This is a genomic window from Streptomyces sp. NBC_00271 (genome assembly GCF_036178845.1).
Classification (GTDB): Bacteria; Actinomycetota; Actinomycetes; order Streptomycetales; family Streptomycetaceae; genus Streptomyces.
On record NZ_CP108070.1, the window covers coordinates 7,097,761 to 7,109,636 of the forward strand.

General features: G+C 71.0%; 10 protein-coding genes. 8 read left to right on the forward strand and 2 right to left on the reverse strand.

Features of this window, described 5'->3' with window-relative positions; all coding sequences use genetic code 11:
• The first annotated feature begins 411 nt into the window (after positions 1-411).
• Positions 412-1,032: a phosphoribosylglycinamide formyltransferase gene (gene purN, locus OG798_RS32385; protein ID WP_095853022.1), complete on the forward strand. Its 621-nt coding sequence runs from the start codon at positions 412-414 to the stop codon at positions 1,030-1,032.
• A complete protein-coding gene (gene purH, locus OG798_RS32390; RefSeq protein WP_097225024.1) occupies positions 1,029-2,618 on the forward strand; it encodes a bifunctional phosphoribosylaminoimidazolecarboxamide formyltransferase/IMP cyclohydrolase in 1,590 nt (529 codons plus the stop codon). The genes purN and purH overlap by 4 nt, the downstream gene beginning before the upstream one ends.
• A 55-nt stretch (positions 2,619-2,673) precedes the next feature.
• Here the strand turns inward: purH and OG798_RS32395 are convergent, their stop codons facing one another.
• Positions 2,674-3,840, reverse strand: coding sequence for a helix-turn-helix domain-containing protein (locus OG798_RS32395; protein ID WP_121415292.1), 1,167 nt, complete (start codon positions 3,838-3,840; stop codon positions 2,674-2,676).
• 224 nt (positions 3,841-4,064) lie between these two features.
• Here OG798_RS32395 and OG798_RS32400 point away from each other — a divergent pair, with 224 nt between their 5' ends.
• Positions 4,065-4,496 (forward strand): peptidase inhibitor family I36 protein, encoded by a 432-nt coding sequence (locus tag OG798_RS32400; RefSeq protein ID WP_095853019.1) that lies wholly within the window; start codon positions 4,065-4,067, stop codon positions 4,494-4,496.
• Between the two features lie 258 nt (positions 4,497-4,754).
• On the opposite strand, the gene OG798_RS32405 is transcribed toward OG798_RS32400, so the two are convergent.
• Positions 4,755-5,363 carry a DUF3824 domain-containing protein gene (locus OG798_RS32405; protein WP_328758099.1) on the reverse strand — a complete coding sequence of 203 codons (609 nt, stop codon included), beginning with the start codon at positions 5,361-5,363 and terminating at the stop codon, positions 4,755-4,757.
• 270 nt (positions 5,364-5,633) lie between these two features.
• Here OG798_RS32405 and OG798_RS32410 point away from each other — a divergent pair, with 270 nt between their 5' ends.
• The 5 genes from OG798_RS32410 to OG798_RS32430 all read left to right on the forward strand — a co-directional run bounded on the left by OG798_RS32410 (position 5,634) and on the right by OG798_RS32430 (position 11,865).
• Positions 5,634-6,488: a bifunctional methylenetetrahydrofolate dehydrogenase/methenyltetrahydrofolate cyclohydrolase gene (locus OG798_RS32410; RefSeq protein WP_054233749.1), complete on the forward strand. Its 855-nt coding sequence runs from the start codon at positions 5,634-5,636 to the stop codon at positions 6,486-6,488.
• 187 nt (positions 6,489-6,675) lie between these two features.
• Complete coding sequence (locus OG798_RS32415) at positions 6,676-7,161, forward strand: DUF3017 domain-containing protein (protein ID WP_179436830.1); 486 nt, start codon at positions 6,676-6,678, stop codon at positions 7,159-7,161.
• Positions 7,162-7,430: 269 nt separating this feature from the next.
• Positions 7,431-8,018, forward strand: a complete 588-nt coding sequence (locus OG798_RS32420) for a helix-turn-helix domain-containing protein (RefSeq protein WP_095853017.1) — start codon at positions 7,431-7,433, stop codon at positions 8,016-8,018.
• 399 nt (positions 8,019-8,417) lie between these two features.
• Positions 8,418-9,743, forward strand: coding sequence for an XRE family transcriptional regulator (locus OG798_RS32425; protein WP_267062642.1), 1,326 nt, complete (start codon positions 8,418-8,420; stop codon positions 9,741-9,743).
• A 1,132-nt stretch (positions 9,744-10,875) separates the two neighbouring features.
• On the forward strand, positions 10,876-11,865 hold the full coding sequence (locus OG798_RS32430; RefSeq protein ID WP_054233746.1) for a malate dehydrogenase: 990 nt from the start codon (positions 10,876-10,878) through the stop codon (positions 11,863-11,865).
• Positions 11,866-11,876 lie beyond the last annotated feature (11 nt).

An 11,876-nucleotide genomic window follows, 5' to 3' on the forward strand; every position in this document is an offset into this window, starting at 1 on the left:
CGTGCTCGCGACGCGCACCCCGAGCGTCCTTCCCGGGGCTCGCACCCCGGGCGTTCGTTTTCAGGATCAGGACCCGGGATTCGCACCCTGGATACCGCTCCACGGAGTCCCTGCCCCGGGTTTTCCGTCCGAGGCCCGCGCCCCGGACGTTCGCTCCCGGGGCTCGTACCCCGAACGTTCTACCCGTCCCAGGTCAACGTCCCAAGCGCACAGGGCGTTCCCCGTGCTGAACGGTGTTCCCGGGAGGATCCACCGCAGACGCTACCTTCCGGCCACGCCCCCGTCCCGTGGGGGCCGCCCGGTGTGCCGGTATCGTTGCTGACGGTCGGCCGCTTTGTAGACTTCCCTGTATCCAGGGGCGCGAAGCATTCGTACGACCGTACAAACGCTCCCCCGAGAAAGGGCCCCGTCGTGGCCAAGACCAAGCGCCTTGTCGTGCTGGTCTCCGGATCAGGCACGAATCTGCAGGCACTGCTCGACGGCATCGCCGCGGCCGGGCCGGAGGCCTACGGGGCCGAGATCGTGGCCGTGGGCGCCGACCGGGACGGCATCGAAGGGCTCGCCCGGGCCGAGCGGGCCGGGATCCCGACCTTCGTCCGCCGCGTCAAGGACTACGACACCCGGGACGAGTGGGACGGCGCGCTCGCCGAGGCCGTCTCCGACCACGAGCCCGACCTGGTGGTCTCCGCGGGGTTCATGAAGATCGTGGGGAAGGAATTCCTCGCCCGGTTCGGTGGGCGGTTCGTCAACACGCATCCCGCCCTGCTGCCGAGTTTCCCGGGGGCCCACGGCGTACGCGACGCGCTCGCGTACGGCGCGAGGGTCACCGGCTGCACCGTCCACTTCGTCGACGACGGCGTCGACACCGGACCGATCATCGCTCAGGGCGTGGTGGAGGTCCGGGACGAGGACGACGAGAGCGCGCTGCACGAGCGCATCAAGGAAGTCGAGCGAAGACTGCTCGTCGATGTCGTGGGGCGGCTCGCCCGCAACGGCTATCGCATTGAGGGACGAAAGGTAGTTATCCAGTGACCGCCGACAGCACAGTCACGGCCGAGAGCACCGAGGGCACCAAGCGGGTCATCCGGCGCGCGCTCGTCAGCGTCTACGACAAGGCCGGGCTCGAAGAGCTTGCCCGCGGGCTGCACGAGGCCGGTGTCGAGCTCGTCTCCACCGGCTCCACCGCCGCCAAGATCGCCGCGGCCGGGGTCCCCGTCGTCAAGGTCGAGGACCTGACCGGCTTCCCCGAGTGCCTCGACGGCCGCGTCAAGACCCTGCACCCCAAGGTCCACGCCGGCATCCTCGCCGACCTGCGGCTGCCCGACCACCAGCGGCAGCTGGAAGAGCTGGGCGTCAAGCCGTTCGACCTCGTCGTCGTCAACCTCTACCCCTTCCGTGAGACCGTCGCCTCGGGCGCGACGCCCGACGAGTGCGTCGAGCAGATCGACATCGGCGGCCCCTCGATGGTCCGTGCCGCCGCCAAGAACCACCCGTCCGTGGCCGTCGTCACCAGCCCCGACCGTTACGGCGACGTCCTCTCCGCCGTGAAGACCGGCGGCTTCGACCTCACCACCCGTAAGCGGCTCGCGGCCGAGGCCTTCCAGCACACGGCCGCGTACGACGTCGCCGTCGCCTCCTGGTTCGCCTCCGAGTACGCCCCCGTCGACGCCTCCCGGTTCCCCGACTTCCTCGGTGCCACCTGGGAGCGCGCGCACACCCTGCGCTACGGCGAGAACCCGCACCAGCCCGCCGCTCTCTACACCTCGGGCGCCGGCGGTCTCGCGGAGGCCGAGCAGCTGCACGGCAAGGAGATGTCGTACAACAACTACACGGACACGGACGCCGCGCGCCGTGCCGCGTACGACCACGAGGACCCCTGCGTCGCGATCATCAAGCACGCCAACCCGTGCGGCATCGCGATCGCCTCGAACGTCGCCGAGGCGCACCGCAAGGCGCACGCCTGTGACCCGCTGTCCGCGTTCGGCGGTGTGATCGCGGTCAACCGGCCGGTGACGAAGGAGATGGCGGAGCAGGTCGCCGAGATCTTCACCGAGGTCATCGTGGCGCCCGAGTACGAGGACGGCGCCCTCGAAGCCCTCACCAAGAAGAAGAACATCCGCGTGCTGCGCGCCCACCGCGCGCCCGCGAACCCGACCGAGCTCAAGCCGATCGACGGCGGCGCGCTGCTCCAGGTCACCGACCGCCTCCAGGCCGACGGCGACAACCCGGCGAGCTGGACCCTGGCGACCGGTGACGCCCTGAACGAGGGCGAGCTCGACGAGCTGGCCTTCGCCTGGCGGGCCTGCCGCGCGGTGAAGTCCAACGCGATCCTGCTCGCCAAGGACGGCGCCTCGGTCGGCGTCGGCATGGGCCAGGTCAACCGCGTCGACTCCGCGAAGCTCGCGGTCGAGCGGGCGGGCGCCGAGCGGGCCCGCGGGTCGTACGCGGCCTCGGACGCGTTCTTCCCGTTCCCCGACGGTCTGGAGATCCTCGCCGAGGCGGGCGTCAGGGCCGTGGTCCAGCCCGGCGGTTCGGTCCGTGACGAGCTGGTGGTCGAGGCCGCGAAGAAGGCGGGCATCACCATGTACTTCACGGGGACGCGGCACTTCTTCCACTGATCCGCGGCAGGTCGGTGCGTGCGCGGCGGTCCACCGGGGTTCCGGTGGGCCGCCGCTACCGTGCGGGCGCGGTGGTGGCGGCGCCCTTGACCGCGCGCTCGCAGTTCGGCCAGTCGTGGAAGTCGCGCTTCTTGCTCCAGAGGCGCTCGGCCGCCCTGATGTTCCACTCCGGGTCCAGCGCCTGACGCGGGGTCCCGCCCAGCTCGCGCAGGCGCAGGTCGGAGATCTGGAACAGACCCCAGTTACGGGTGCCGTTGGTGTTGGGCAGGATGTGCAGCGGGTCGAGGAACGACTGGCAGTCCGCGATGGCGACCGCCGCGTCGGGTGCGTCGGTGAAGACCGCGCGGATGTGCTGCCGTACCTTCGCCGGCGACCAGACGGTCATGCGTACGTTCGAGGTGTAGAGCGCCTTCTTGGTGGCGTCCCCGACGACTCCGTTGGGCTGGAGACCGGTGAACACCTGGAAGGCGGTGACCCGGCGCAGCGTCTGCGGGCCGAAGTCCGAGTCGACGTCGATGTCCGCGCCCTTGGCGTGCAGCAGCCGCTGTACCTCACCCACGCAGGCGTCGTGCTGGCCCATGGCCACCACGGGCTGACAGGCGGCCGAGAAGAGCAGACGGCCGTCCGTCGCGGAGCCGCTGCCGCCGCTGCCGGTGCCCCTGCCGGATGACGGGTGATCGGTCGTCAGGGCCCAGGCGGATACACCGAGCGTCAGGACCACGGCGCCGATCACCACGACACGGAACCGGCCCTGGCGGAACTGGTCAAGACGCCACCGGCTCTGACGGACCGGCCGAACGGGCCCGACCTCGACCGCTTCCGGCTCCACGGCCGTCGGCTCCACCGCTCCCGGCTCCATCGCTTTCGGCTCCACGGCCGTCGGCTCCTCGGCGTCGTCACCGTCCACGAGATCGACGACCTCGACGACCTCGACAACGTCTGCGTCGGCCTGCGTCCCCGTCCCCGGCTCCGGCCGGGCGGCGTCGGCCAGGGCCCACTGCCGGTGCAGTGTCCGCAGTTCGTCCGGGGTCGCGCCGCAGGCGGTGGCGAACCGGTGCACGCTGCCGTAGTCCTGGGGCACCGAAGTGCCGCGGCAGTAGCGGTGCAGTGTGGAGCCGGCCGTGCCGGTCTTCTTGGCGAGGGCCTCGTAACTCAGACCGGACCGGTTCTTCAGCGAACGCAACAGCGCGGCGAACCGTTCGGTCTCCGGGCACGCGGGCATCGCGGTTCCCCCCTGGCACTTACGGCACGCTGGTCAGACGTTCCAGTGGCTGGACACAGTAGCCGTCCCACGGCCGTCCCAGGGGTTAGATAACGCGCCAAGTGGCGGGCGTACGGCCGTCCCGGCGTCCCAGCCCGTCCGGTTTCCTTGCCCGGTCGGGACACGCGTTGCCACCTTCTGGCTGTCCGACCACCAGCAGCCGCATCGCAAGGAGAAACAGACCCATGAACCTCTCCGTAATACGTCGTCCGCGCCGACTCTCCCCGCTGCTCGCGACCCTCGCCGTCAGCGCGGCGGCCGCCACCACGCTGGCCCTGCCCGCCTCCGCGTCGGCGGCACCCGCCTCGGCCGCCGCCGTGGACTGCGCGTCGGGTGACGTCTGCTTCTGGACCGGCTTCAACTTCACCGGCAGCAAGTGCTCGTGGAGCGTCGCCGACCCCGACTGGCAGAGCGGTGCCATCAGGTGTTCCTGGGCCGCCACGACGAACGTGAAGTCGGTGTGGAACGCCGGCACCGGTTCGTACAGCGGTGTCGCCTTCTACGCGAACACCAACTACAACAGCCGGATCGGCTGCACCCGGCAGCAGCAGGGCGGCAACCTCGCCGGTACGTACAAGGTGCGGTCGCACCAGTGGATCACCGGTAACTGCGGCTGAGCCCGAGAGCGGCTCGCGCACGTACGCGGCGGTGGTCTCCGGTCCTCACGGGGGAGGGCCGGAGACCACCGCCGCTTCAGTGACGGGTAGTTGACGGTAGACAGACGCACTAGGGCCGTGTCTCCCCCTGCCCAGGGGGAGACACGGCCCTCGGAGTGAATGGCGGGAAGTCGCCTTCGCGGCCTGGAAGTCGGCCTGGAAGTCGGCTTCGATGTCGGTTTCGAAGTCGGCCTTGTGGCGGCCGTGCCGCCGGTGGTCTCAGACCGAGTACTTCGGGCGGTCGAACCAGGCGGCGCCGTCCGCCTTGCCGACGAACACCGCGATGAGGATGGCGAGCACGGTGTGCACGAGACCGATGACGACGAACGGGTAGATACCGAGGACCGCGGTGAGGATGCCGAACACCAGCGCGGCGATGCGGACGCCGCTGCCGCCGTTCGCGCACTTGACGCCGAGCCAGATCGCGAAGACGCCCCACGCCAGGACCGCGACCGCGACGCCCCACAGGACGCCGGCCGAGTAGTCCGCGAGCTGCTGGAACTGGACGTCGTCCTTGAGGTCCGCGTTGTTCTTCGCGGCGGAGACGGCGAGCGCCGAGATCGCGATCAGGACCGCGCCGATCACCTGGAAACCGGCGATGACGAACAGCATCACGCGCGCGGCCTTCACCCCGCCGGGCATCTCCATCGGGCCGCCGGGGTAGCCGTAACCGGGCTGCTGGCCGACCGGCGGGGCCTGCGGGTAGCCGTAACCGGGCTGCTGAGGGGCGCCCTGGGGGTAGCCGTAGCCGGGCTGGCCCTGGGGCGGGTAGTCGGCCGGCTGGCCCTGCGGGGGACCGTAGGGGTTGTTCGGGTCGCCGAAACTCATGGCGGGTGTTCCTCCGTTGCCTGGTGCGGGGACGCGCGGCAAGGTGCGGAGGAGAGTTCTACAGAGCGGTCCGTCCCCCCGGTACTGTCCGCGGCACTGTGGTGTTCATCGTTCTAAATGCCTTACTTATTTGTCCAGAGCCCTTCCGATTGTGTTGTGCAGGTGTTGTGCAAGTGCAACATCACTGATCACGGCCGATTGCGGCTGGTCACAGGGGGAAAGGGGCGCCCGGATTGGAACCGGGAGCGGGTCATCCGCGAGGATGGGTCCATGACCGCCCAGATTCTCGATGGCAAGGCCACCGCAGCCGCGATCAAGTCCGATCTGACCGCCCGCGTGGCGGCCCTCAAGGAGAAGGGCGTCACGCCCGGCCTGGGGACCGTCCTGGTCGGCGACGACCCCGGCAGCCAGAAGTACGTCGCGGGCAAGCACCGCGACTGCGCCCAGGTCGGTATCGCCTCCATCCAGCGTGAACTGCCCGCGACCGCCACGCAGGAGGAGATCGAGGCGGTGGTGCGCGAACTCAACGAAGACCCCACGTGCACCGGCTACATCGTCCAGCTCCCGCTCCCCAAGGGCATCGACGAGAACCGCATCCTGGAACTGATGGACCCGGACAAGGACGCAGACGGCCTGCACCCGATGAACCTCGGGCGACTGGTCCTCAACGAGCCGGCCCCGCTGCCGTGCACCCCCAACGGCGTCCTCACCCTGCTGCGCCGCTACGGCGTGGAGATCAAGGGCGCCGAGGTCGTGGTCGTCGGCCGCGGCGTGACCATCGGGCGTCCGATGCCGCTGCTGCTGACGCGGCGCAGCGAGAACGCCACGGTCACCCAGTGCCACACCGGCACCCGTGATCTCTCCGCGCACCTGAAGCGGGCCGACATCATCGTCGCCGCGGCCGGATCCGCCCACCTCATCCGCGCCGAGGACGTGAAGCCGGGCGCCGCCGTCCTCGACGTCGGTGTCTCGCGCAGCGCCGAGGGCAAGATCGTCGGAGACGTCCACCCGGACGTCGCCGAGGTCGCCGCGTGGATCTCCCCGAACCCCGGCGGTGTGGGCCCGATGACCCGCGCCCAGCTGCTCGTCAACGTGGTGGAAGCGGCGGAGCGCAGTGTCGGCTGACGGCGGCCCCGAGGACGCCGCGGCCCGCGACACCGGCTCCGACTCCGACGCCGAGTCGGCCGTACGGGAGGCCGCGTCCGCGAACGGCGGGTCGGCCGTGCGGAGGGCGAGGGCTGGGAAGGGTGAGTCCGTCGTGCGAGAGGCGGGGTCCGTGAACGGTGAGGCCGGTTCGGGGAAGGCGGGGTCCGTGAACGGTGTGGCGGGTGTGCGGGAGGCGGAGGGCGCCGAGGGCGAGCCGGGTGCGCTCGACGCCGTGAGCGCGCCCGACGCCGAGGGGAAGCCGCGCCGCACCACACGGCGCTTCCCTCTGTTCACGAGGGACACCGCACGGCCCGAGGGCGGCGGCCGGGCGGCGGGCGGCGACGCCCCGGCCCCGGCCCGCCAGTGGCCGATCCTGGCCGTGCTGTCGGCCGTCGGACTCGGCCTGCTGCTGACCGCCCTCGACGTGTTCCGGCTCGGCACGATCCTGATCGGCGCCGCGCTGCTGGCCGGCGCCGTGATGCGCTGGATGGTGCCCGACGTGGGCATGCTCGCGGTCCGCTCCCGCTTCACGGACATGCTCACGTACGGCGTGCTGGGCGTCGCCATCGTGCTGCTCTCGCTGATGGCCCAGCCCAACCCGTGGCTGGTCATCCCGTTCCTGGACGACACGCTGCACTTCACGGTCCGCTGAGACCCGCGCGCATGCCCTGAAGCAGGGCGCGGCCCGTCCCCTCCCCCGAGTAAGGACGGGCCGCGGCCGGGCGGTCGGACCGCCCGGGTCAACCCTTCTGTACAGGCACCGCCTGTACAACAGCCGTCAGTTCCCTGTGGCACGGAAGTGACCATTCCGCCACGGTGTCCGCGCCGTGTGACGGGAACCGTCCACCGCCCGGCGTCGTCAATCGCTCACGGGGAACGACACGGGGCGCCTGGTGAGCGCTGCGGGAGGTGGGTGAAGCGATGGGTGCCTGGCAGCCGCTGCCGGAGGAGCTTCCGGCGGAGGTACGGCACTTCGTCGAGCAGTTGCGGCTGCTCAAGGACCGCACCGGGATGAGCCTGGTCGCGCTGGGCACGCGCACCGCGTACAGCAAGTCCTCCTGGCAGCGCTACCTCAACGCGAGCCAGCCGCCGCCCCGGCAGGCGGTCGTCGCTCTGTGCCGGGTCGCGGGTGTCGCGGGCGAGGAGACCGAACGTTTCGGGGTGCGCTGGGAACTGGCGGTGCGGGCCTGGCCGCGCGAGCCCGTGCCGCCGGTGCCACCCGTGCCGCCCGTACGGGTACCGGCGGGGGGTCCCGGCCCCGTCTCCGTCCCCGGCGGTGAACCGGCTCCCGGCGCCGAGGCCTCCGTCCCGGCCGGGCATGGCGTTTCCGCCGCGCGCGGCCGTGACGGCTACGAGGAGGAGCCCACGCTCCCGTGGTGGGACCTGCTCGACGAGGAGTCGTCCCGGCAGCCCGCCGGGCCCCGTGCGCCCCGCCTCCTCCTCTACGCGGCCCTCCTCGCCGTCGTCCTCCTCCTCGCCGCCGTCGTGGGTGCCGTCACCCTCGGGTGAGCTGAGCGTTCTCGTGACAGGTGAGGTCGCACCTGTGTTCCCGTTGTGTCGATGTCTTGACAAGTTCAAGGATTTACCCTGATCCGTCGCAACAACCCGGTTAGCGTGGCCAATCGGGACGGTATCGGACGTCCTGTTGCGGAGGACGAGGGTCCGATTGGCGGGCATGACGTCGATGGGACAATGGGCCGCAGCCCGCGGGGCGTGCAACGGTGCATGTCCGGGCCCGAATGCTCCCGTGCGCCCCCAACCCGGGAACTGAGATCCTGACCGATCGCATCCCTGTGGGTAGCCAGAACGGGGACCGACGGGGCCGGGGGGACTCGGCGGACGGGTGCCGAAACACGCGGGGGAACAGTCAGGGCACGTACGGGGGGAAAGAAGCAGGGGGGAGCAGTAATGCCTCGTTGGAGGGACTTGCCGGATGAACTCGATCCGCAGGTCAGGGAGTTCGCCAGCCAGTTGCGCCGGCTGGTCGACCGGAGCGGGCTGGGCATCGCCGCGGTGGCCGACCGTACGGGCTACAGCAAGACGTCCTGGGAGCGGTACCTCAACGGCCGGCTTCTCGCGCCCAAGGGCGCGATCGTCGCCCTGGCCGAGGTGACCGGGACCAATCCCATCCATCTGACGACCATGTGGGAGCTGGCCGAGCGTGCGTGGAGCCGCTCGGAGATGCGCCACGACATGACCATGGAAGCGATCCGGATCTCCCAGGCGCGCGCCGCGCTCGGGGAGTTCGGAGCGCCCCCGGCGAAGGGGAGCAACGGCAAGCAGGCCCGCAAGGGCGGCAGCGCGACCGCGACGCCCGGCATCACGCCGGGGATCGCCGGGCCCGCGGGGGTGTCGCCGACGGTGCCGCCGCAGCCGTCCGCCACGGAGGTGGAGGACTCGTCGTACGGCTCTTCGTCGTCGCTCGGGGGTGGGGCGCGTGGGGGTGCCGGGTACGGCGGGTCCTCTTCGGGCGGGCCTTCGAGCGGGTCCTCGGGTGGGCCTTCCTCCGGTGGGGGCTCGCGTGGCGGGGGCTGGGGGGTCGTCGCCACGCCGTCCGGTGACGGGGGGCGGTACGGTCCGTCGACTCCGGCGGGGGCTGTGGGGCCGGGGGGTTCTGCGGGTTCCTCGGGTTCTGTGGGTTCTGTGGGTTCGTCGGGGCCGGGCGGTTCCGTGGGTCCGGCCGGGGCTGTCGGTGTCGGTGGGCCGGGTGCGCCCGTGGGGGGATCCGCGGACGCGGCGGCGCGGCGTAAGCGGCGGCTGACGATGTTCCTCGCGGGGGTTGTGGGCGCGCTGGTGGTGATAGCCGCGGCCGTGTACTTCACCGGGGGCGGCGACGGCAAGAAGGCGGCGAGCGCGCCGAAGACGCCCTCGACGTCCGCCGCGGTCAATCCCGATCTGCCGGCCGGGGTGAAGTGCAGTGGCGCCGACTGCACGGGCAAGGACCCGGAGAACATGGGGTGCGGTGGGCAACTGGCGACGACCAGCACCAGCATCACTGTGGGTACCACTCTCGTCGAGGTGCGCTACAGCAAGACCTGCGCCGCGGCCTGGGCCCGCATCACCCAGGCCGTGATCGGTGACTCGGTCCAGGTGACGGGCGGGACCGCCGCCAAGCAGATCGGGACCGTCGACAATGCCACCGATGCGTACACCCCGATGATCGCCGTCAAGGACGCCGCCGAGGCGAAGGCGTGCGTCACGCTGAAGTCGGGCCAGAAGGGCTGCACGAGGTGAGGTAGCGCGGGGGGGGGCTTGGCTGGGGCGGGTGGGCAGGCGCGGCACGGTTCCTCGCCCCCGCCGCCCCTACCCGTCCCATCCCCCAGGGGCTCCGCCCCTTCAACCCCGCCAGGGGCACTGCGCCCCCTGGACCCCCGCATCGCCCGAAGGGCTCGTCCTCGAACGCCGGACGGGCTGAGTGATACGGGCCGGGCTGGGTGGGTGGGCGAGGGGTGGGTGGGGTATCGGCCCCGGCCTTGTCCTCAAACGCCGGACGGGCTGGGGGCGGGCCGGGGGCGGTGGGTTGACGGGGGTGGGTGGGGTTCGGCCTTCGGTCGCGTCCTCGAACGCCGGTCGAGCCGAGGCTCTTAGGGGCGCGAGGAACTGCGCGCCCAGCCCCCACCAACCGTCGGCCAAAGGACGACAGCCGCCGGAATTTCGGGGCGCAGCCCCGTCTTGGGGGCGCGGGGAACTGCGCGAGCAACCCCCACCGTCCCGCAGCCGAGGAAACACCCAACCGTCGGCCAAAAGACAACAGGCCGCCGGAATTTCGGGGCGCAGCCCCGTCTTGGGGGCGCGGGGAACTGCGTGAGCAACCCCCACCGTCCCGCAGCCGAGGAAACACCCAACCGTCGGCCAAAAGACAACAGGCCGCCGGAATTTCGGGGCGCAGCCCCGTCTTGGGGGCGCGGGGAACTGCGTGAGCAACCCCCACCGGCCGGCAGTCGAGGCACTTCGTGCGGGTGGAATTTCGGGGCGCGGCCTCGAGTCCAGGGGCGCGAGCAACCCCCGCTCACCTGCAGCCGAAGAAGAAACCCACCCTCGAGAACCGAGGCCCAGGAATGTTCCGGCGGCGTTGGGGCAGGGGCACCGTACCCCCACGGGATCCGGCACCGGCCGGTCACCCCGATGGCGGTCGTCGTGTCATGCTCTCCCGGACCGGCGGCCGCCGGTCGGGGGGCTGTGGGCTGGGCCACACGGGACCCGGCCGTCCGGGATCCTGGATGCGCGATAGCCTGACGGCGGATCTCTCTTGACGCCGAGAGATCGATCATCGGTTCCTTTGATCGATCATTGCGGTGGACGCAGGGGACGATCCTGCACCCCGGGGCAGGGACGCCCCACCGCCTGCTGTCATACGGAGAACGCCATGACCCGCACTCCCGTGAACGTCACCGTCACCGGCGCGGCCGGCCAGATCGGTTACGCCCTGCTCTTCCGCATCGCCTCCGGCCAGTTGCTCGGCGCGGACGTGCCGGTCAAGCTGCGCCTCCTGGAGATCACGCCGGCGCTGAAGGCCGCCGAGGGCACCGCGATGGAGCTCGACGACTGCGCCTTCCCGCTGCTCGCGGGCATCGACATCACGGACGACCCGAACGTCGCCTTCGACGGCACGAACGTCGCGCTGCTCGTCGGCGCCCGCCCCCGTACCAAGGGCATGGAGCGCGGTGACCTGCTCTCCGCCAACGGTGGCATCTTCAAGCCGCAGGGCAAGGCCATCAACGACAACGCCGCGGACGACATCAAGGTCCTCGTCGTCGGCAACCCGGCCAACACCAACGCCCTCATCGCCCAGGCCGCCGCCCCGGACGTACCGGCCGAGCGCTTCACCGCGATGACCCGCCTCGACCACAACCGCGCGCTGACCCAGCTCGCGAAGAAGACGGGCTCGACGGTCGCCGACATCAAGCGGCTCACCATCTGGGGCAACCACTCCGCCACCCAGTACCCGGACATCTTCCACGCCACGGTCGCCGGCAAGAACGCCGCCGAGGTCGTGAACGACGAGAAGTGGCTCGCCGAGGACTTCATCCCGACCGTCGCCAAGCGCGGCGCCGCGATCATCGAGGCCCGTGGCGCGTCCTCCGCCGCCTCCGCCGCCAACGCCGCCATCGACCACGTGTACACCTGGGTCAACGGCACCGCCGACGGTGACTGGACCTCCATGGGTATCCCGTCGGACGGCTCCTACGGCGTGCCCGAGGGGATCATCTCCTCCTTCCCCGTCACCACCAAGGACGGGCAGTACGAGATCGTCCAGGGCCTGGACATCAACGAGTTCTCCCGCGCCCGTATCGACGCCTCCGTCAAGGAGCTCGAGGAGGAGCGCGACGCGGTCCGCGGTCTCGGTCTGATCTGACGTACCCGACT